This is a genomic window from Salipiger marinus (genome assembly GCF_900100085.1).
GTDB lineage: Bacteria > Pseudomonadota > Alphaproteobacteria > Rhodobacterales > Rhodobacteraceae > Salipiger > Salipiger marinus.
This window is the reverse complement of sequence record NZ_FNEJ01000007.1, coordinates 205,468-226,401: the sequence shown is the minus strand read 5'-3', so window position 1 is coordinate 226,401 and position 20,934 is coordinate 205,468. Positions and strand designations below refer to the sequence as shown.

Sequence of the window (20,934 nt, the reverse complement as noted above, 5' to 3'; positions counted from 1 at the left end):
TCGTCAGTAGCCAAGGGCGACATCCACCCGCCCCGGCAGCGCTGCGCCGCTCTGCAGCGCGCGCATGACCGCGATGGCGTGCTGCGCACCCTCCGCCGCATCGGTCTGCGCGGCGACATGGGGGGTGATCACAAGGCGCGGATGACGCCACATCCAGTGATCCGGCGGCAGGGGTTCGGGATCCGTGACATCAAGCATCGCGCCCGACAGCTGCCCCTCATCCAGCGCGTCCCGCAGCGCCGCAGGGTCCAGATGCGCACCACGCCCGGCATGGACAAGCCCCGCCCCGCGCGGCAGCGCGGCAAAAGCCTGCCGCCCCAGAATTCCGCGCGTCTCTGCGGTCAGCGGCAGCAGGCAGACCAGCAGATCGGTGCGGGCCAGAAAGTCATCAAGCCGCGCGGTGGGATAGACCGGCACCGCCCCGTCGCGTCCGCTGCGCGACAGTCCGGCAACTTCGAACCCAAGCGCGGAGAGGCTGGTGGCCACCAGACCCCCGATCCGGCCCATGCCCATGATCCCCACCCTCCGGCTGGAGGCCAGCCGCACCGGCTGGCTCTGCCACAGTCCCGCGCGGGCCTGCTGCAGGTAGGTCGGCATGTCGCGATGCAGCATCAGCGTCGCCATCACCACCCAGTCGCGCACCATCGCCTCGATCCCGGGCGCCAGAGTGCGGACCAGCGCCACGCCCTCGGGCAGGGGCGGAAGATGATCGACGCCCGCGCCGACGGACAGGACCACACGCAGGTTGGGATAGCGCGTCAGGTCTGCGGGCGGGATCCAGCAGGCGATCGCGGTCACCTCGGCCGGGTCGGTGACGGCAGCCTCGCCCGCGATCATGCGCAGGCCAGCCGCATCGAACATCTGCTGCCAGACCGGCAGGCGGGCGGGGGTCGACACGAACAGAAGCGCCATCAGCCCAGCACCGCGCGGATTTCGGGATCGTCCAGCGTCAGGTCCAGCACCTTGCGGGTCCGCGCCACGATCTGGTCGATTTCCTCTGCCGTGCAGCAGAGGGGCGGCGCATAGCCGAAAACGCCCTGCGGGAAGGCCCGGACGATCAGCCCCTGATCCCAAGCCCGGTCAAAAAGGCGCGTCGCGGCGCCCAGCTCTGCCGGAAGCGGGGTTTTCGCCGCCTTGTCGGTGACCAGTTCGACCGCGGCGAGCATCCCGCGCCCCCGCACGTCCCCGACCAGCGGGTGATCCATGAGCCCGCGCAGGCCCGACTGCAGCCGGTCGCCCATCACCCGCCCGTTCTCCAGCAGGCCGCCTTCATAAAGCGACAGCACCTCCAGCGCGACAGCCGCCGAAACGGGATGCGCGGAATAGGTGAAGCCATGCCCGACAGCCTTGGCCCCGGCGAAATCGGCAATGGTCTGATAGACGTGATCGGACATCAGCACCGCGCCCATCGGCGCATAGCCAGAGGTCAGCCCCTTCGCCACCGTCATCAGGTCGGGCACGATGCTCTCGTCCTCGCAGGCAAAAAGCGGGCCGGTGCGCCCGAAGCCGGTGATGACCTCGTCCGCAACGAACAGGATGCCCAGTTCCGCGCAGACCGCGCGCAGGGCGGCGATCCAGCCCGGCGGCGGCACCAGCACCCCGCCCGAGCCCTGGATCGGCTCGACATAGAAGGCGGCGACGCGGTCCTTGCCGATCTCGGCCACCTTGGCGCGCAGTTCCGCCACCGACGCCGCGATGACCGCCGCCGGATCCGCGCCGTTCGGATTGCGGTAAAGGTCGTGCGAGGCGATCCTGTGCTGCCAGTCATGGGGCACGCCAAAGCCGTCATGGAACAGCGGCAGCGCCGTCAGTCCCGCGCCCATGCTGGTCGAGCCGTGATAGCCCGAGGCGACCGAGATGAACTGGTCGCGTCCCGGCATTCCGCGGGCATGCCAGTAATAGCGGATGAAGCGGATCGTGCTGTCGACCGCGTCCGAACCGCCAAGCGTGAAATAGACATGGTCCAGATCCCCCGGCGCCCGCTCGGCCAAGGCGGCGGCCAGACGGATGGGGGCTTCGGTGCCAAGGTCGAAATAGCCGGTGGCATAGGGCAGCTGACGCATCTGGCGGGCGGCGGCCTCGACCACGCTCTCCTGCCCGTAGCCCGCATTCACGCACCACAGGCCCGCGAAGCCGTCGATCAGCTGCCGCCCTTCGGACTCGGTGACCGTCGCGCCCTGCCCCGAGGTCAGAAGCCGGACGCCGCGCGCCTCGTGCCCGCGAAAGGAGGAGACGGGATGGACAAGGTGCCGCCGGTCGAGTTCGACCAGCGAATTGGCGGCGGGGGGACGGGTCAGCATGAAGAACTCCTGCGCTCAGCCAAGGGCTTGCGAGATAAGGGCATATGTCTGGTAAGGGGAGGGCGCGCGCGGACAGGCGGCGCGGACCATGGCGGTTCCGCCGCCCGCCGCCCGCAGCCCGAGCGTTTCGGCGAAGGGGGCAAGCCTTTCCGCCTCGGGCAGATCCATCCGCAGGAAGCTGCCCGCAAGGTGACTGGCCCCGGCTGCCATCAGCGCGCGCGCAGCACCCGGATCGCGCGCGACCACCGGGCCCAGCACATGGCCCCGGCCAAAGGCGCGCAGCAGGGCAAAGCCGCCCTCGGTGCGCAGCGTCCTGCCCTCGCGGGCGATGCGGTCCAGCAGCGCGGCCCGCGCCATCCCGCTCGCCTCGAAATCCATCCGCGCCAGAAGCTCGGGATCGGCGGGGCCAGCCTCCACGGCGCGTTCCGGCGGGGCGGCTTTGGACATACCCTGAAGCTGCAGGATCCGGCCGACATCGACGAACCCCAGCTTGCGATAGAGCGGCTTGCCTTCCTCGGTCGCGACCAGACGCAGCTCGCGATCCCCGGCAAGGTCGATGATCGCCTCCATCAGGCGAAGGCCGATGCCCCGCCCGCGCAGGGCCGCATCGACGATGATCATGTTCAGCGTGGCGACCGGCCCGTGCAGCGAGCAGAGCGCCGTGCCCATGATCCGCCCGTCCACGACCGCCGCGACCCCCTGTGAGACCGACAGGGTCAGCGCCCAGTCCTCGGCCCGGTGCGGCCAGCCGACCGCCTGTGACAGGGCCAGCGCGCCGGGCAGATGGGCGGTCTCGAAGCGCACCAGGTCGATGGCGACGGGATCGGGGGTGTCAAACTGGGTCATTGCGGGATTCTCTGTGGTGTTTCCCCAAGGATAGGCGAGAGGCTGCGGCATCTTCGGCTCGATCCGGGCAGGCCGTCGCAGCTTTGCGTCCCGCCAGCGGGCAGATGCCGCAGAATATGCGGTCAGGCGCAGGCATGCTCGCCCAAGCGCCGGATCATGGCGCAGGTTTCTGCCAGCTCGTCCCGGGTCAGATATTCCTCGGGCTTGTGCGCGCGGTCGATATCGCCGGGCCCGCAGATGACGGCGGGAATGCCCGCCTGCTGGAACAGCCCCGCTTCGGTTCCGTAGCTTACCGCGCCCAGAGTCGCCCGGCCCGACAGATCGCGGGCCAGCGCCGCAAGCGGATGGCCGGGATCAAGCGCCAGCGCCGGATAATGCGCCAGATCCTGAACCTCGACCCCCGCCGACCCTGCCGCCGCGCGGACCGGGTCCAGCAGGGTCAGCGGCTCCACCCCCGCGATGGCGCGGGCCTCGATCTCGGCGGTGGCCGCGTCGGGAATGATGTTGAGCGCCTGCCCGCCCGCGACGGTGCCCACCTGAAGGCTGGAGAAGGGCGGCGCGAAGCGGTCATCCTGCGGGCCGGCCTCCAGCGCGCGGGCCTGCGCCACCGCTGCCGCCAGCGCCGGAACAAGGGCGTGGATGGCATTCGCCCCCAGATCGGGGCGCGAGGAATGGCCGGGCACGCCGCGTGCGACCAGCCGGACCGCCGCCTTGCCCTTATGCGCCAGCACCGGTGTCAGGTTCGACGGCTCGCCGATGATCGCGCCCGCAGGCGGCGCGCAAAGCTCCGGCAGCGCGGACAGCAGATGCCGCACGCCGCGGCAGCCAAGCTCTTCGTCATAGGACAGGGCAAGGTGAACGGGGGCCCGCAGATCCATCGCCGCAAGCTCGGGGGCCATGGCCAACATCGCCGCCACGAAGCCCTTCATGTCGCAGGCGCCGCGCCCGATCAGCCGCGCGCCGTCAGACCGCAGAGTGAAGGGATCACCCTGCCACCCCGGTTCGGTCGCAGGCACCACGTCCAGATGGCCCGACAGAACATAGCCGGGCCGGTCAGCTGGCCCGATCGTCACAAAGAGGTTGGCCCGGTCTCCCTCGGGTCCGGGCAGCACATGGGCGCGCAGGCCTTGCCCCGCCAGCCAGTCCTGCACGAAGCCGATGATCGGCGCATTGGGGCGGCCAGAGACGCTGTCGAAACCGACAAGCCGGGCCAGCATTGTCTCAGTGGTCGGGATCGGGGACTTCATAAGGCGACATCCTTCTGCGTGGCATCCTGACCATGCCCCAGCCCGCGCCGTGGCAACAGCCAACTTCTCCCGTCCACCGGCAGGCCGTGCCGCTACTGGCCCGAGAAACGCAATTTCCTGCCTTGGCCCGGGCGAACGCAGCGAGTCCCGTCGCGAAAAGGCCGTGATGATGGGCCATCATCCTGAACCGGAGACGACCATGACCTTCCGCCCCAGATTCGTCACCTTCGACTGTCACGGCACCATGATCTAATTCGACATGGCCGGGGCGGCGCGCGACCACTACGGCGACCGGCTTTCGCCCGAGCAGATGGAGGTGTTCATCCGCGACTTCTCGGCCTATCGCCTGGACGAGGTGCTGCATGACTGGAAACCCTATGCCGAGGTGGTTCACAACGCCCTGCTGCGCACCTGCAAGCGCAACAGCCTGCCCTTCGATCCCGCCGTGGCGGCAGAGATCTACACCCGCGTGCCAAGCTGGGGCCCCAACCCGGACGTGCCCGCAGGCCTTGCCCGCGTGGCCGAGGAATTTCCGCTGGTCGCCCTGACCAATGCGATGAACGACCAGATCCCCCATAACATCGCCAAGCTTGGCGCCCCCATCGCGCATGTGCTGACGGCGGAAAGCGCTGGCGCCTACAAGCCGCACATGCGGGCCTTCGAGTATATGTTCGACACCCTGAACTGCGGCCCCGAGGATGTGCTGCACGTGTCCTCCTCCTTCCGCTACGACCTGATGACGGCGCATGACCTTGGCATTGCCAACAAGGTCTGGGTCAATCGCGGCCACGAGCCTGCCAATCCCTATTACGGCTATACCGAGATCGCCGACATCTCGGGCCTGCCCGGCGTTCTGGGTCTCTAGCGCATGAAGATGCTGTCCTACTGGCACGACACCGCTCCCGTCTTCGCTGGCGCGGAGGCGGGGCCCGTCGAGGGCCGTTTCGACGTGGCGGTAATTGGCGCGGGGTTCACCGGGCTCAATGCGGCCCGCAGGCTGGCGCGGGCGGGGGTCACGGTCGCCGTGCTTGAGGCGAGCCATGTCGGGGCTGGCGGATCGGGGCGCAATGGCGGGCACCTGAACAACGGCATCGCCCATGGCTATGCGGATGCGGTGGCCCATCTGGGCCCCGAGCGGGCGCGCGCGCTCTATCACGCCTATGACCGCTCCATCGACATGATCGCCGAGCTGATCGAGGAAGAGGGACTCTCTTGCGATTTCCGCCGCGCGGGCAAGCTGAAGCTCGCCTCAAAGCCGGGCCATGTCGCGGGGCTGCGCGCCAATCAGGAGCTTCTGGCGCGCGAGGTGGATCCCGAAACGCGCTGGCTGTCCAAGGACGCGCTGACCGGAGAGATCGGGTCCGACGCCTTCCATGGCGCGATGCTGTCCGAGAAATCGGCGATGATGCATATGGGCCGCTACCTGCACGGGCTGGCGGAGGCCACGCAGCGCCACGGCGCCCGCATCTGGGAAAACGCGCCCGTCACCGGGCGCAGCCGGTCGGGCACGGGCTGGACGCTGGACACCCCGCGCGGGCAGATCAAGGCCGAGCGCGTGATCGCCGCGACCGGGGCCTATAGCGCGCAGGTGCCGGGCGCGCCCTTGGGGCATTTCCGCAAGCGCATGATTCCGATGGCGTCGTTCCTCATCGCCACCCGACCGCTGAGCCACGCCGAGGTCACAGCGACCCTGCCCGGCCACCGGACCTGCGTGACCTCGCGCCTCATCGGCAATTATTTCCGTCTTTCGCCCGACAACCGGCTGATCTTCGGGGGACGGGCGCGGTTTTCTGCGCGGTCGGACCAGCGTTCAGACGCCAAATCCGGGCGGATCCTGCGCGCCGCGATGGCAGAGATTTTCCCGCATCTGGCCGGGATCCAGATCGACTATTGCTGGGGCGGGCTTGTCGGCATGACCCGCGACCGCTTCCCCCGCGCGGGACAGGCGGACGGGATGATCTACGGCATGGGCTATTCCGGCCATGGCGCGCAGCTGTCGACCCTGCTGGGGCAGGTGCTGGCCGATCAGGCGATGGGACGCACGGACACCAACCCGCTGGAAGGGATGGACTGGCCCGCCGTGCCCGCCCTCAACGGCAAGCCGTGGTTCCTGCCGCTGGCGGGGCTGTGGTTCCGGCTGAAAGACCGGCTGGCCTGACCGCCCCTAGCCCAAGGAATGGGCGGCCAGCGCAAAGGTCACCAGTCCCGTCTCGGCCCGCCGCTGCGGGCCGACGCGCATCTCGGTCACCGTGTCGAACTGCGTCATGCCCGACGCGGTCAGGAACGCCCGCAGCTCGGTGCCCGGGAAAGGCGTGTCCATGCGCATGAAGGATCCCCGCGCGCCGTCCAGAAGGCGCGCGGTCATCGCGACGGCCATCCGTTCATCCTCTGCAACCAGAGGGCCGATCACCTGCCCCTTGCCGAACTGCCGCACCAGCGCAAAGCCGCAGGGCTGGCCCGCGCAAAGCGCGATCAGCCCATGCCCCGCCTGCATCAGGGCGGCAAGGATCGGGCCGCGATCCGCGCCGTAGGCATAGGCGTCCATCGCCTCGATGGCGGCGCGGTCCTGCGGAGTGATCTGGCGGATCTCGACCCCGGGCAGCGGATCCGGGACGGGCACCTCGCCAACCAGCCCCTGATGCTGCCAGACCTTGCCGACATCAAGAAACCCCTCCTCACGGTAGAGCCGGTAGCCCGAGCGCGTCGCGTTCAGGCGCATGTCGCGCCCGGCGCAGTCGCGCATGATGGTGCGCAGCAGGAACCGCCCGCCGCCCCGGGCCTGCAGACGCGGCGGCGTGACCATCATGCCCAGAAGCGCAAAATCCTTGCCCATGGGGAAATGCATGGCCGACCCGACGGGGCGCCCGATCTCGTCCAGCGCAAGATACCCCTCGCCCTGCCGGATCAGGAAATCGAGGTCGCTGTCGCGATGCGGCCAGCGCACGCTGACCGTCAGTTCGTGCAGGAATGGCCGCAGCTGCTGGGTGATCGGCACCACCTGCACCTCGAAACTGTCGAGCTGCAGCACCTGGTCGTTCGACGCGGCATCAGGGCCCTGCCCTGCCCTGCCCTCTGGCCGTCCCGCACCTTCGCTCATCTGTGCCTCCTGTTGATGCGTCCGTCCACGCGCCCTGCGTCCGTCCCGGGCAGGTTCGCCCAAATCCGCCGCTGGCGCGAGAGAGGATCTGCGCGAATCCCGATCATCCCTGCGCCTTTTTGGTCAAAGCCCGCGCCCGGTCCTGGCGGCGCGCAGCGTGTTCTGGCGGTCCACCCGGAATGCCGGGCCAGAAGCTTGGCCAAGCGCACGGGGGCGGCGGTATCGGGTGTGCGGCGGAACCGGGCGTGGGTCGGTTCGGTCATGATCCCGGGCCTGACGCGCCAAACACGCGGGCCAGATCGGCAAGGCCCCAGTTTCCGCCCGTCAGGATCGCGCAGACCGTTTCATCTGGCCGGACGCTGACCGCGCCCCCCAGCAGCGCCCCGATCGCGATGGCGGCGGCGGGTTCGGCGATCAGCTTGGCATCTCTGGCCAGCGCCTTCATGCCCGCGACGATATCCTCTTCGCCGACCAGCACGATCTCGTCGACATGGCGCTCGATGATCGGCCAAGGGTTGCGGCCGGGCACGCTGATCCTCAGGCCGTCCGCGATCGTGTCGCGCAGCGGCAGCGACACCCGCTGCCCCTCTGCCCGGCTGCGGTGATATTTCGGCGTCAGCGCGGGCTCGCACCCCACGACCCGCACCTTGGGCCGCAGCGCCTTGATCGCCGTGGCCACGCCCGAGATGAGCCCGCCGCCGCCAAGCGGCACCAGCACGGTCTCGACCTCGGGCAGATCTTCGAGGATTTCGCAGCCGATGGTTCCCTGCCCCGCCATCACGCGCGGATCCTCGAACCCGTGGATGACCTCGTAGCCGTTTTCGGCGGCGATGCGGTAGACCTCGCGCCAGCGGGCGGCGTTGTCGCCGTCAAACAGGATGACCTCGGCGCCAAGCGCGCGGGTATTTTCGACCTTCAGCGCGGGCGTGCCCACCGGCAGGACCAGCAGCACCTTCGTGCCCAGCATCCGCGCGGCATAGGACAGGCCCTGCGCGTGATTGCCCGAGGAGGAGGAGATGAAGCCGCGCGCGATCTGTTCCGGGCTCAGCTGCAGCGCCGTGTTCAGCGCGCCGCGCAGCTTGAACGCGCCGGTGATCTGCAGCGTCTCGGGCTTGAGATAAAGCCTGCAGCCCGCCGCGGCCTCGATCCGGTCCGCACGCAGGATCGGGGTCCGACGGATATGGGGGGCGATGCGCGTCCGCGCCGCCAGAATGTCCTGAAGCGTTGGCGCTTCTGTCAGATCCTGTTCCATCCGTCAGCCGTCCTGCCCGAGAAAATCAAAAAGAGTGCCGATGCCCTGCGCCCGGGCCCGAGACAGGAGTGCGGCGGCGGTGGCCGTGTCCTGAATGGCCATGCCGGTGCTGTCGAAGATCGTGATCTGCGCGTCATCGCTGCGTCCGGGCTGCTGGCCTAGCAGGATCTCGCCCAGTTCGGTCTGCGGCCCCTCGGCCGTGCCATCGCGGAGGGCGTGCTGCAGATCGCCCTTGGCCGCGCATTGGGCGAAACTGTCGACCACGATGCGCGCGCCGCGGAAAAGTTCGGGGTCCAGTTCCTGCTTGCCAGCCTGATCTGCGCCGACGGCGATGACATGGGTGCCGGGCCGCACCCAGCCCGCTTGGACGACAACGCCCGTCGCGCGGGTGGTGGTCACAAGGATGTCGGCAGCCTCGGCCACCTCCTGCGGGCTGCCCGGCAGGACGGTGAGGCCGAAGGCCTCCTGCATCTCGGCGCAGAACGCCGCGAGCCCCTCGGCGCTGCGGCTGGCGGCGTGCACCGTCTCGATCTGCAGCACCTCGCGCAGGGCGCGGATCTGCATGCGCGCCTGCGTGCCGGTGCCGATCACCCCGACCCGGCGCGCATCGCGGCGCGCCAGCGCCCGGGCCGACACCGCCCCCGCCGCGCCGGTGCGGTAGCCGGTCAGCAGGCTGCCATCCATCGCGCAGACGAGCGCGCCATTGCGGGCGTCGAACAGCAGGACCGTGCCCATCCCGTTCGGCAGCCCGAACTGCGCAGGGTTGTCGCGGAACCCGCCCGAGGACGCCTTGAGCGAGACCATCTGCCCCGCCCGGTCAAGCGCGGCCTTGAAATCGATCTCCGCGCCCTTGGGCTGCAGGTGCAGCCCCATATAATCCGGCTGCGCGACCTGATCCGAATTGAAGGCGCCGAAGGCCGCCTCCACCGCCGTGATGACATCCGTCATCCGCAGCAGCTGGCGCACCTGCGCCTTGGTCAGAAGCAGGGTAGCCATGACCGTCCCTTACCGTATCGCCCGCGACAGGGCGAGACGGTCCTGCAGCGCAAAGCCCTTGATGATCGCGGGCATGAACCACGGCCTGCCGTTGAAGAACGGCACGGCGGCGGGCGGGCGCATGTCGAAGGCACTGGGCTCCTCGATCCGTTCGCCCAACAGCCGCTGCGCCGCGCGCCGACCCAGCCACGGTGCCCAGACCACGCCAGAGCCGCAGAAGCCGCTGGCATAAAGCACGCCGTCCTTTTCGAACATCCGGGGCAGCATGTCGCGGTTCATCGCCACGTTGCCGAACCAGCTATGGGTGTAGCCGACATCGCGCAGCTCGGGGAAAAGCTCGGTCAGGCCCGCGCGCAGGCGCAGCATCGGCTCCACCGGATCGCCTGCAAAGCTGCTGTCGCGCCCGCCCAGCAGGATCGCGCTGCCGTCCGGCGTGGGCCGGTAGTAGAAGCCCAACTGCCTGTTCTCGCTCATCATCATGCGCTTGGGCATCAGGCGGTCCATCAGATCCGCGGGCAGCGGGTCGGTCACGATGATCCGGCTGCGGACCGGCACCAGACGGCGGCGCAGGAAGGGCGCCGCGCCGTCGGTATAGCCGTTGGTGCAGACCAGCACCTGCCGCGCGGCGATCTTGCCCGCGCGGGTCGTCACCTCGAACCCGGCGCCGTCGCGGGTGATGGCGGTCACCGGCGTGTGGGAATGCACCGCCACCCCTGCCGCCCGCGTGACGCGCAGCAGGCCCGCATGGAACTTGGCCGGATGCAGCCCGCCAATGTCCATCCGCGCGACCCCGCCCCGGTAGAATTCCGTGCCGATATAATCGCGCTGCTCGCCATGGGGGACGGCATAGGTGTCGATCTGCAGCCGCTTGGCCAGCGTCTCGGCGGCGCGGGCCATCACGTCATACTGGTCAAAGCCCAAGGCACCGCGAAACGCGCCGGTCAGGCGGAAATCGCAGTCGATCTCCTCGGTCTTCAGAAAGTCATACAGGAATTCGCGCGCGCGCTTGCCCTCGGCCTCGATGGCGAGCGCGGTCTTTTCGCCGAACCTGCGGGTCAGCTTGGCAAAGCCCGGCCGGATGCTGCCCGAGGTGATGCCGCCATTGCGGGACGACGCGCCCTCGCCCGGATTCATCGCGTCGAAGACAGCAACCGAGCGGCCCGCCCGCGCCAGCGTCAGCCCGGCGGAGAGCCCGGCATATCCGGCGCCAAGGATGACCACGTCGACCTGTTTCTGCAGCGCCTGTTCGGGCAGCGGGCGGACGGGCGCCGCCTCCCACCAGTAGGGGGTCGATTTGCGGGCGCGTTGCGTCGCGTCGGTCATGGGGCGTTCCTTCACAGAGTGTCGTTGCGCACGTCGAGCGCGTCCCGCAGCCCGTCGCCGATGAAGTTGAAACTGGTCACCGCGATGGTGATCGCCGCGCCCGGGATGATGGCAAGCCAAGGCGCCGTGCCCAGATATTGCTGCGCGCCGTTCAGCATGTTGCCCCAGCTGGGCAGCGGCGGCTGGATGCCGAAGCCGAGGAAGCTGACATAGGCTTCCAGCAGGATCGCCCGGGCGACGGTCAGCGTGGCGGCCACGATGATCGGCCCCATGGCGTTCGGCAGGATCTCGCGGAACATGATATGCGTGCGGCTGAGCCCCAGCATCCGGCCTGCCATCACGAATTCCCGCTCCTTGAGCGAGCGGACCTCGGCCTCGACGATGCGGGCGACCTCCATCCAGCCGGTCAGGGCGATGATGAGGGTGATCATCACCGGCGTGGGCTGCAGCGCGACCGCCAGCGCCAGCAGCAGGAAGATGGTCGGGAAGGACAGGAACCCGTCCACCGTCCGCATCAGCACCGCGTTGACCCAGCCGCCGCTATAGCCCGCGATGACGCCGACCAGCGTGCCGAGAAGCGTCGCCAGCAGCATCGCGAAGAAGCCCACCATCAGCGAGATGCGCCCCGCCATCAGCAGCCGTGCCGCGATGTCGCGCCCCAGCGGGTCGGTGCCAAGGTAGTGATCCCCGGTCAGGGGCGCTGAAAAGCGCGCCCGCAGATCGACGTAAAGCGAATCGTAGGGCAGCAGCGCCGGCCCGAAGATGCAGGCCAGCGTCAGCAGGGTGATCATGGCCAGCCCCAGAAGCGCCAGCCAGTTGCGGGTGAAGCGCCGCACGACGCGGCTCTGCCACCAGCGCGTTTGGGGAGGGAGGGATGCCGTCATCGCGGTCATGGTGCAGCCTTTCGTTTCCCGGTGCCGGCCATCAGGCAAGGCGGATGCGCGGATCGACCAATGCCACGGTGACATCGGCGATGAAGTTGGCGACAATCGTCAGGATGGCCGAGAACATCAGCAGGCCCATCACCACCGGATAGTCGCTGTAGCTCAGGCTATCGAGGAACAGCCGCCCCATGCCGGGCCAGCTGAACACGGTTTCGGTCACCAGCGCGCCGGTCAGCAGCGAGGGCACCTGCACGCCCGCCAGACTGATCATCGGCAGCAGCGCGTTGCCCACGACATGTTTCATGACGACGCGCCGTTCGGGCACGCCCTTGGCCCGCGCCGTCTTGACGAATTCCTGACTGATCGCGTCCAGCGTGGCCGAGCGCATGAAGCGGCTCCAGATCGCGATATGGACCAGCGCCAGCACGACCGAAGGCATGATGAGATGGTGCAGCATGTTCAGCACCGAGCCGTCGCCGATCGTGTACATGTTGCCCGAGGGCAGCCAGCCAAGCCGCAGCGAGAAGACGTAGATGCCGATCAGGCCGAACCAGAAGGTCGGGATCGACAGCGCGATCATCGCCCCGACCGTCGACATGTAATCCAGCGCCGAATTGCGATGCGTCGCGCCCCGGATGCCGATCCAAGTGCCGACCCCCACCGCGATGACCGTGGACGACCCCATCAGCAGCAGTGTCGCGGGAACATGGCGGGCGATCACGGTCAGCACCGCGTTGCCGTCGCGATAGGACGTGCCCCAGTCCCCCTGCAGCATGCGCGAGGCCCATTCGAGGTATTGCACGTAAAGCGGCCGGTCGAGGCCCATCTGCGAGGCGATCCGCAGACGGTCGGCCTCGGTCATGCCGGGATCAAGCGCGTATTGCGCCAAGGGGCCGCCCGGGATCAGGTTCAGGACCGTGAAGCCGATGATCGAGACGATCCCCAGCAGCACGATGCTTTGCAGCAGGCGTCTGAGCAGGAATGCAGCCATGTTCCCCTCCTTGCGGGACTAGCGGGCGCGCCGTCGCCAGCGCAGGCTGCCCGCGCGCGACGCGCGGGCAGCGGCGGTCGTCAGCTCCAGTACCAGCTGGCGGCGTTCCACGTTTCGCTGCGGGTGTTGGTGTTGGGCACGAACCCCTCCAGCCCCGCCTTGCGGCCATAGACCTGCGTGTAGGAGAACAGCGGCAGGAACGGCAGCTCGCCGCGGATGATCTCCTGCGCCTCGCGGTAGATGGCCTTGCGCTCTTCGGGATCGAAGGTGCGGGCGCCTTTTTCGAGCAGCGCATCCACCTCGGGGTTGGAATACTGGCCGGTGTTCGAGCCGTTTCCGCCCTGCGCCGCAATGGCATCGGTGTGGAAGCGGTTGGTGACGTCCGGGTCGGCGGCGATCAGGTAGGTGATGCCCACCATGACCGTGTCGAACTGCGACAGAACCCAGTGATCGCCCCACATCACGGCGGCGGGCATGTTCTCGATGTTCATCCGCACGCCGATCTCGGCGAAGGTCTGCTGGACGAACTGCTGCGTCTGCTCGCGCAGATGCGCGCCGGTCGTGGTCGAGTTGGTGAATTCCAGCCGCACGCCGTCCTTCTCGCGCACGCCGTCAGAACCGGGCATCCAGCCCGCCTCGTCAAGGATCTCGCGGGCGCGGTCCAGATTGAACTCCTGCGACGGCAGGCCATCATGATAATACATGGACTGCGGCGGCATGAAGGTTTCGGTCGCTTTGGGCAGGCCGTAATAGAGCACGTCGATGATCGAGGCGCGGTCGAGCGCGTGATAAAGCGCCTGACGCACGGCCGGATCCTGAAACTGCGGCCGCTCGAGGTTGAGGTAGATCGACTCGACCGATGGCGCCGGAACCAGATCGACCTGACGGTCCGGCAGGGCTTGGGCCGCCTCGTAATTGTCCTGCGTGATGTAAGACCGGCCCACCACATCGATGGATCCGCTCTGGAACTGCGTGAACAGCACCGTCATGTCGGGGATGTAGCGGAAGATCAGCTCTTCGATATAGGGCCCGTCGCCGTGATAGTCGGGATTGGCGACGAGGGTCAGGTTGTCGCCCGCGGTCCGCTCGCCCCATTTGAAGGCACCGGTGCCGATGGGCTTCTGGTTGAAGGGCGCCTCGTTCGGATTCTCGGCTGCGGCAAGGATGTGCTCGGGCACGATGAAGGTTTCGGTCAGGAAGGACAGGTAGGGCGCGAAGGCCTCTTCCATCCGCCAGCTGATCTCGGTCGGGGAGACAACCGTGATGTCGCGCACCAGATCGTGGCCGCTGGTGCGCCATGCGCGGAAGTCGGGATCGACGATCAGCTCCAGCGTGAATTTCACGTCCTCGGCGGTGAACGGCTCGCCGTCGTGCCATTTGACATCCTCGCGCAGGCGGACACGCCATTCCAGCCCGTCTTCGGAAATGCCGCCGTTTTCCAGCGTCGGCACTTCGGTCGCGAGGTTGGGCACGATCTCGCCCGTCGCGTCGATGCGGAACAGCGCGTCGAAGATCGAGAAATGCACGTTGTCGTCCACCTCGATCTTGGGCATCAGCGGGTTGAAGACGGTGGGCTCCTGCGACAGGCCGACGATCACGCGCCCCGTGGGGCTGTCGGGCGGCGTCTGCGCAAAGGCGGGCCTGCCCAGAAGATTGGGCGTGAACAGCGCGGCGGCGCCTGCCCCCATCATGCCAAGCGCGTGGCGCCGTGAAAGCTGGGTCTTGAGGTCCTTGGTCATCTTGTCGGCTCCCATGTTGTTAGGCGTTTGTTGTCGTTGTCAGGTCAGTGCCACCGCGGCCGCGCCGCGCTGGAAATCCTCTCCCGGAATGGCGGCCACCAGTTCGCGCGTGTAATCCGAGCGGGGGGACATGAAGATCTGTGAGGGCGGCCCGTGTTCGACGATGCGGCCCTTGTGCATGACCGCGATCTCGTCGCAGATCTGGCTGGCCACGCGCAGGTCATGCGTGATGAAGACCATGGAGACGCCGGTCTCGCGCTGGATGCGTTCCAGCAGTTCGAGGATCTGCGCCTGAATCGACACGTCGAGCGCCGAGACCGCCTCGTCCGCGACCAGAAGGCGGGGCCGGAACATCAGCGCGCGGGCGATGCCGATGCGCTGGCGCTGCCCGCCCGAGAATTCGTGCGGATAGCGCCCGAAGGCCCCCCGATCCAGTCCCACGAGCTGCAGCATCTCATGCGCCTGCGCGCGGGCATCGCTGGCCTTCACCCCATAGGCCATGGGCCCCACGGTCAGGATCGTGCCGACCGTCATGCGCGGATTGAGCGAGGCGAAGGGATCCTGAAAGATCATCTGGATCTTCTGCCGGAAGCTGCGGAACTTGGGTTCAGGCAGCGGCGCGATGTCCTCGCCCTCGAACAGGATCTGCCCGCTATCGGCCTCCATCAGCCGGACCAGCAGCCGCCCGAGCGAGGATTTGCCCGACCCGCTTTCGCCCACGATCCCCAGCGTGCTGCCGCGCGCCAGCCGGAACGAGACGTCCTGCACCGCTGGCACCACCCGGCGGGTGCGCAGAAGCGCGCTGCCGCTGGCATAGGTCTTCACAAGGTTCCTGACCTCCAGCACCGGCGGCTCCTCTGCGCCTGCGGGCTTGGGCCGGTCGTCGCCGCGCAGATGGGGCACCGCCGCGATCAGCCGCTGCGTATATTCGTGACGCGGCGCGCGAAGCACCCGGTCGGCGGGGCCTTCCTCGACGACATGGCCCTTTTCCATCACCACCACGCTGTCGGCGATCTCGGCGACAACGCCGAAATCATGGGTGATGAACATCACGCTCATGCCCTTGCGGCGCTGGATGTCGCGGATCAGCGTCAGGATCTGCGCCTGCGTGGTCACGTCGAGCGCGGTGGTCGGCTCGTCCGCGATCAGAATCGTCGGCTCCAGCGCCAGCGCCATCGCGATCATCACCCGCTGGCGCTGCCCGCCGGACAGGCGGAACGGATACTGATGATACATCAGCGCGGGGTCGGGCAGCCCCACTTCCTGCAGCAGCGCGATCGTGCTGGTCCGGCGCGTGTCGGGGGTGCCGATCCCATGGGCGGCCATCGCCTCGTCGACCTGCGCGCCGACCGTCATCAGCGGGTTCAGCGCCGAGAGCGGATCCTGAAAGATCATCGAAACGACCCGCCCGCGCAGATCGCGCAGATCTTCGGCGCCCATGCCGATGACCTCGCGCCCCTCCAGCGTGATCGACCCGGCGGTGGTCTTCATCGCCCGCGGCAAGAGCCCCAGAAGCGTGTTCGCGGTCACCGACTTGCCGGACCCGGATTCGCCCACCACGCAGAGGATCTGGCCGCGACGGAGGTCGAAGGACACATCCTCCACGGCGAAGCGGCGCTCCATGCTTTTCGGCAGCGCGATGGTCAGGCCGCGCACGGACAGCGCGATCTCGGCGCCAGTCTCGGGGGCGGGGGTGGCAGGGGGGACGATCACGGGCCGGGTCATCATGCGGTCCGCTCCGGCTTGGATCCTGCGGGGCGAGGCTGGGCGTGGGTGATCTCGTTCATTGGGCTGACACTCCGCTGAAGAGGAAGGGGCCGCGCCTTGGGGCTGCCCGTCTCTCATGCTTGACCCGCCAGGGGCGGACATCCTGTCGAATCCGCCGATCCTGCGGCAGGATCGACCGTAATGCGACGTGACCATGGCATATGCTGCCGCACCGACCGGTCAGTCGTAGACGCACACATAGATCTTGCGGACGGTCTCGATCGTGCGCCAGACGCCGACGAAGCCGGGCTTCATCACGAAGCTGTCGCCCGGCCCAAAGGCCTGCGTCGCGCCGTCCGTCTCCTCGATCTCGATCCGGCCCGACAGGATGTGGCAGTATTCGAACATCGTGCCCTTGATCGAATGCGTCTCGCCCGGCGTCGCCTCCCACACCCCGGTCAGGACCTTCTCCCCGCGCGAGGCATCCTGCGGCCAGGACTTGAAGCTGGGCGTGCCCGAGATCAGACGCTCTGGCGCGGCCTGCGACTCCTTGGGGACGAAGCTGGGATTCGGATCGATGGCGATCAGGTTCGACATGCTGCGGGGCTCCTGCTGGGGATGGCCGCCATTTGGCTGCGGCCTTGTTGTTCTGGCTCAAGCCTCGCCCCTTGGCCGAGGCGTTCGGTGCCGAATCCGCGCGGCAGGCAGCCGATGATGGCGATGTGGGGGCCTGACGCGGCGCAATCTGCGGTCAGGACGCTGCGGGCGCATAAAAGCCGAGGATGGATTTCACCTCGAGATATTCCAGCATCCCCTCGCGCCCGTATTCGCGGCCATTGCCCGACTGCTTGTAGCCGCCAAAGGGCGCGTGCGGATCCCATGCGGGATAGTTCAGATGCACCTGCCCCGCACGGATGCGCCCCGCGACAGCCCGCGCCTGCGCGGGGTCGGTGCCCTGCACATGCGCGCCAAGGCCGAAGCGCGTGTCATTGGCGATGCGCACGGCCTCGTCCACATCGTCATAGGGGATCAGGCACAGGACGGGGCCGAAGATTTCCTCCTGCGCGATGCGCATGTCGGTGCGGACGTCGGAAAAGACCGTGGGCCGGACGAAGAACCCGGTCTCCCGCCCGTCCGGCCGTCCGGGGCCGCCGGTGACAAGGCGCGCGCCCTCGTCGATGCCGACGCCGATCATGGTCTGGATGCGGTCGAACTGCGCGCGGTTGGCGATGGCGCCATGCGTCGCCTTTGGGTCGAAGGGATCGCCGACCACGATCTGCGCCACAGCCTCCCGCGCCAGATCCTCGACCTGCGGCAGCGCGGCGCGCGGCACGATCATCCGGGTGGGCGCGCTGCAGGACTGCCCCAGATTGCGCATGGCCGCCGCCACGCCCGGTGGCACCGCGCGCGCAAGATCGGCATCCGGAAGGAGGAGATTGGGCGACTTGCCGCCCAGCTCCTGCGTCACGCGCTTGAGGGTCGGGGCGGCGGCGCGCGCAACCTCGATCCCGGCCCGCGTGGAGCCGGTGATCGAGATCATGTCCACGCCGGGATGTGCTGCCAGCGCGGCGCCGACGCCGGGGCCGTCGCCCTGCACCAGATTGAAGACGCCCGGCGGACAGCCCGCCTCCGCGATCAGGTCGGCCAGCAGCAGCGCGCTGAGCGGCGCCAGCTCGGACGGTTTCAGCACCACGCAGCAGCCTGCGGCGAGGGCCGGGGCGAGCTTCGCGGTGATCTGGTAGAGCGGCCAGTTCCACGGGGTAATCAGCGCGCAGACGCCGATCGGCTCGTGCCGGATCGCGGTGGTCCCGCGCGGCGACTGGAACTCGAACCCCTCCAGAACCTCGCGCGCGGTCCGCACATGGGCCATGGCAAGCGGCACCTGAGCACTCCGCGCATAGCTGCGCGCCGCCCCCATCTCGAGGCTCATGCACTCGGCCAGCGTCTCTGCCTGCGCGTCCATCAGCGTCTCGATCCGGGCCAGCAAGGCCGCGCGGGTGGCGGGGGCGCTGTCGCTCCAGCCCGGAAAGGCCGAGGCAGCCGCCGTCACCGCGCGGTCGACATCGGCGGCAGTGCCCAGACGGATGCGGCAGAGCGCGGCCTCGGTCGCGGGGTTCACCACCTCGCATGTGGCCTGCCCCTGCGGCGTGACCCAGTCGCCGCCGATGAAGGCCTGCTCAAGCCTGCCGCGGCGCGCCAGCATGTCTACGATCTCGGTCATTTCTGGCCCCTTTGCTGTTTGGTGTTCAGCACGGCAGATCGACGAGGATCTGGCCGTCCTGCTCCGTTGCCGGGTGGATCCGCAGCGCGCCGCAGCCTTCGGGGGCGTGATGCGGGCTGCCATCCGTCAGGTCGAATTCGGCGAAATGCAGCGGGCAGATCAGCCGCCCGCCGTCCACGAAGCCCTCGGACAGGGCGGCGACGGCATGGGGGCAGCGGTCGTCGGTCACATGGACGCGACCGTTCTGGCGCGTGGCACAAAGCGGCCCGTGCCCCGGATGCTCGATCCGCACCAGCGCCCCCTCGGGCAGTTCGTGCGAGGCGCAGAGGCGATGCCGCCTCCGCGCCACCGGCGCGACCGGGGCGGCTGTCGTGCTGGCGCGGGGGGCCTCCCTCATCCGCCGGGCGACGCGGTGAATCTGCTCGGGGCGGTCAAGGCCGATGGCGAATTGGCCGAAGTCCCAGAACCCCTCGGCCTCGGTCACCAGCGGCGCCGAAGGTGAAGGGCGGCCGATGATTTGCAGCCGCCGCCCGAACTGCTCGGACCAGAAGCGCGGCGGCTCCGATGGGGACGGGCTTAGCCCAAGGATATGGCGGGCGACGGCCTCGGCCTGCCGCTCGGCATTCTGCCAGGATTCGATCCGGCCCGCCGGCGGACGCGCCACGTCGCCGATGGCGAAGACCGCAGGATCGCGCGTGGCGCCGCTTTCGTCCGTGATGATCCCGTCGGCGCAGTCCAGCCCCGCCCGGCGGGCAATCCCGTCATTGGCCACCATGCCGATCGCGACCAGCAGGTGATCCGCGCTCAGATCCTGCCCGCCGCTGCGGCAGGCGATGCGGTCCGCGTGTTCCTCAAAGGCCGGGCCCGCGCCAAAATGCAGCCGGACGCCGTTCGCGCGGTGCAGTTCCGCAAGCGCATCAGCGACGATGCCGGGCAGCACCCGCGGGGCAAGCCTGTCGCCCCTGAGGAACAGGTCAACCTCGGCCTCGGCCCTCCGCGCCGCCGCGGCCAGTTCCATCCCGATCCAGCCCCCCCCGAGGATGAAAAGCCGCACCCCCGGCTGCAGCACCTGCCAAAGGCGTTCCGCATCCTCGCGCAGGCGCAGCGCGTGCACCCGGCCATGGCCCCGGTTCAGGCCGGGCAGCCGCCGCGCGCGCCCGCCGGTCGCCAGAATGAGCGTGTCATAGGGGATGACCTCGCCCTCCGCCGTCTCAAGCTGTCGTGCCTGCAGATCCAGCGCAGCGGCGGGAGTGCCGAGATCCACGGTGATCTCCGACCGCGCCGCCTCCTCCGCGCCAAGGATCACTGCCGCCGGTGCTCCGGCTTTGGAGAGCGGCGGCCGTTCATAGGGCAGATGGCGTTCTTCGGCGAGGATCCGGATCGGACCAGCATGGCCAAGCCGCCGCAGCGCCCGGGCGGAGGTGGCGCCCGCCTGCCCGCCGCCGACGATCACGACCCGCTTGGGCATCGCCGCAAGCCGCAGCGTCGCCCCCAGCTCGATCACGCCTTCCTCAAGCACCTCGCAATAGATGCCGAAATTGCGGTCATACTGGCGGACAAGGGCGCGCAGGATGTCCGGATCCTGCGGAAGCTCGCCCGCTGGCAGCGTCGTGAAGCCGCAGCGCCCGCAGGGCACCGTGCCGCGCAGCCGCATCCCGCCCAAGGTGAACTCCCGCCCCAGCAGCGCGTATTCCGGAATATCCCCGGCAAGATGCGGCAGATCGACCAGAAGATTGGGCCGGAAGCGGCGCGCGTCGATCGCGCTGCCGGGCAGATGCCGGCGCAGGCTGTCCAGCGCCTGCTGGCTCAGCAGATGCAGCGGAGCCCGCCCGTAGCGCGGCTGATCTGCGTCCCCATAGGCGCGCAGCTCGACCCCATGGCCGAAGACCTTGGTCAGCCGCTCCGCAGCCGCGGGCGCGGCCATCCACGCCCCGCCCCCCGCCTTGATCTCAAGGCGTCCGTCGACCAGACGCGCCGAAGCCAGCGGCGCCGCATTCCAGCGGGCATCCCGGGCCGGATAGATATTCGCGCCATTGTCCCGCGCGAAGATACCGCAGGCCCGGTCACCCTCGACGCCCTCAGAGGTCAGACTTGCCGAGGCCAGCCGTTCGCCCGCCAGCGAACTGACCGGATAGCGCCAGATCTCTGTCAGCTGCCCGACCTCCGCCGCGTCAGGCCGGGCCCTGCCGCCGGTCGCCCCGCTTTCGCGCATGATCCGCCTCTCCCGTCCTCGTCTGGTCAAAGACCAGACTACGCCAGCCCCGCCATCGCATCCTGCCGAAAACAAGACGCTCGGCAGCGCAGCCTGCGCGCGACGCGGCAGCTTACAGC

The 20,934-nt window shown here is 68.7% G+C and carries 17 protein-coding genes; 2 read left to right on the top strand and 15 right to left on the bottom strand.

Annotated features, from left to right (window positions below; all coding sequences use genetic code 11):
* Nucleotides 1-3: 3 nt before the first annotated feature.
* From BLR51_RS10180 to argE, 4 genes are all read right to left on the bottom strand, one after another.
* Nucleotides 4-912: a 2-hydroxyacid dehydrogenase gene (locus tag BLR51_RS10180; RefSeq protein WP_089846495.1), complete on the bottom strand. Its 909-nt coding sequence runs from the start codon at nt 910-912 to the stop codon at nt 4-6.
* Nucleotides 912-2,300, bottom strand: coding sequence for an aminotransferase class III-fold pyridoxal phosphate-dependent enzyme (locus BLR51_RS10175; protein ID WP_089846494.1), 1,389 nt, complete (start codon nt 2,298-2,300; stop codon nt 912-914). Before BLR51_RS10175 ends, BLR51_RS10180 begins: the two co-directional genes overlap by 1 nt.
* Before the next feature lie 15 nt (nt 2,301-2,315).
* A complete protein-coding gene (locus tag BLR51_RS10170) occupies nt 2,316-3,146 on the bottom strand; it encodes a GNAT family N-acetyltransferase (protein ID WP_089846492.1) in 831 nt (276 codons plus the stop codon).
* Between the two features lie 122 nt (nt 3,147-3,268).
* Nucleotides 3,269-4,393: an acetylornithine deacetylase gene (gene argE / locus BLR51_RS10165; protein ID WP_207543609.1), complete on the bottom strand. Its 1,125-nt coding sequence runs from the start codon at nt 4,391-4,393 to the stop codon at nt 3,269-3,271.
* 259 nt (nt 4,394-4,652) lie between these two features.
* On the opposite strand from argE, the gene BLR51_RS10160 reads away from it, so the two are divergent.
* Both BLR51_RS10160 and BLR51_RS10155 read left to right on the top strand, forming a co-directional pair.
* The gene (locus tag BLR51_RS10160; protein ID WP_242656704.1) at nt 4,653-5,258 is read left to right on the top strand and encodes a haloacid dehalogenase type II; all 606 of its coding nucleotides are present in this window, start codon (nt 4,653-4,655) and stop codon (nt 5,256-5,258) included.
* A gap of 3 nt (nt 5,259-5,261) precedes the next feature.
* On the top strand, nt 5,262-6,551 hold the full coding sequence (locus BLR51_RS10155) for an NAD(P)/FAD-dependent oxidoreductase (protein WP_089846491.1): 1,290 nt from the start codon (nt 5,262-5,264) through the stop codon (nt 6,549-6,551).
* Between the two features lie 6 nt (nt 6,552-6,557).
* On the opposite strand, the gene BLR51_RS10150 is transcribed toward BLR51_RS10155, so the two are convergent.
* The 11 genes from BLR51_RS10150 to BLR51_RS10100 all read right to left on the bottom strand — a co-directional run bounded on the left by BLR51_RS10150 (nt 6,558) and on the right by BLR51_RS10100 (nt 20,815).
* On the bottom strand, nt 6,558-7,490 hold the full coding sequence (locus tag BLR51_RS10150; RefSeq protein WP_089846490.1) for a GNAT family N-acetyltransferase: 933 nt from the start codon (nt 7,488-7,490) through the stop codon (nt 6,558-6,560).
* A gap of 259 nt (nt 7,491-7,749) precedes the next feature.
* Nucleotides 7,750-8,742: a threonine ammonia-lyase gene (locus tag BLR51_RS10145; protein ID WP_207543608.1), complete on the bottom strand. Its 993-nt coding sequence runs from the start codon at nt 8,740-8,742 to the stop codon at nt 7,750-7,752.
* A 3-nt stretch (nt 8,743-8,745) separates the two neighbouring features.
* Nucleotides 8,746-9,738: an ornithine cyclodeaminase family protein gene (locus BLR51_RS10140; protein ID WP_089846489.1), complete on the bottom strand. Its 993-nt coding sequence runs from the start codon at nt 9,736-9,738 to the stop codon at nt 8,746-8,748.
* A 9-nt stretch (nt 9,739-9,747) separates the two neighbouring features.
* Complete coding sequence (locus tag BLR51_RS10135) at nt 9,748-11,061, bottom strand: NAD(P)/FAD-dependent oxidoreductase (protein WP_089846488.1); 1,314 nt, start codon at nt 11,059-11,061, stop codon at nt 9,748-9,750.
* Nucleotides 11,062-11,072: 11 nt separating this feature from the next.
* Nucleotides 11,073-11,945: an ABC transporter permease gene (locus BLR51_RS10130; protein ID WP_207543616.1), complete on the bottom strand. Its 873-nt coding sequence runs from the start codon at nt 11,943-11,945 to the stop codon at nt 11,073-11,075.
* A gap of 40 nt (nt 11,946-11,985) precedes the next feature.
* Complete coding sequence (locus BLR51_RS10125; protein ID WP_089846486.1) at nt 11,986-12,936, bottom strand: ABC transporter permease; 951 nt, start codon at nt 12,934-12,936, stop codon at nt 11,986-11,988.
* Between the two features lie 80 nt (nt 12,937-13,016).
* Complete coding sequence (locus BLR51_RS10120; RefSeq protein WP_089846598.1) at nt 13,017-14,675, bottom strand: peptide ABC transporter substrate-binding protein; 1,659 nt, start codon at nt 14,673-14,675, stop codon at nt 13,017-13,019.
* Nucleotides 14,676-14,714: 39 nt separating this feature from the next.
* Nucleotides 14,715-16,403: an ABC transporter ATP-binding protein gene (locus tag BLR51_RS10115; RefSeq protein ID WP_242656703.1), complete on the bottom strand. Its 1,689-nt coding sequence runs from the start codon at nt 16,401-16,403 to the stop codon at nt 14,715-14,717.
* Between the two features lie 219 nt (nt 16,404-16,622).
* Nucleotides 16,623-16,979 (bottom strand): cupin domain-containing protein, encoded by a 357-nt coding sequence (locus BLR51_RS10110; RefSeq protein WP_089846485.1) that lies wholly within the window; start codon nt 16,977-16,979, stop codon nt 16,623-16,625.
* Nucleotides 16,980-17,133: 154 nt separating this feature from the next.
* Nucleotides 17,134-18,603, bottom strand: a complete 1,470-nt coding sequence (locus BLR51_RS10105) for an aldehyde dehydrogenase family protein (RefSeq protein ID WP_089846482.1) — start codon at nt 18,601-18,603, stop codon at nt 17,134-17,136.
* 25 nt (nt 18,604-18,628) lie between these two features.
* Entirely contained in the window at nt 18,629-20,815 is a 2,187-nt protein-coding gene (locus BLR51_RS10100; RefSeq protein ID WP_089846480.1) for an FAD-dependent oxidoreductase, read from the bottom strand.
* Nucleotides 20,816-20,934 lie beyond the last annotated feature (119 nt).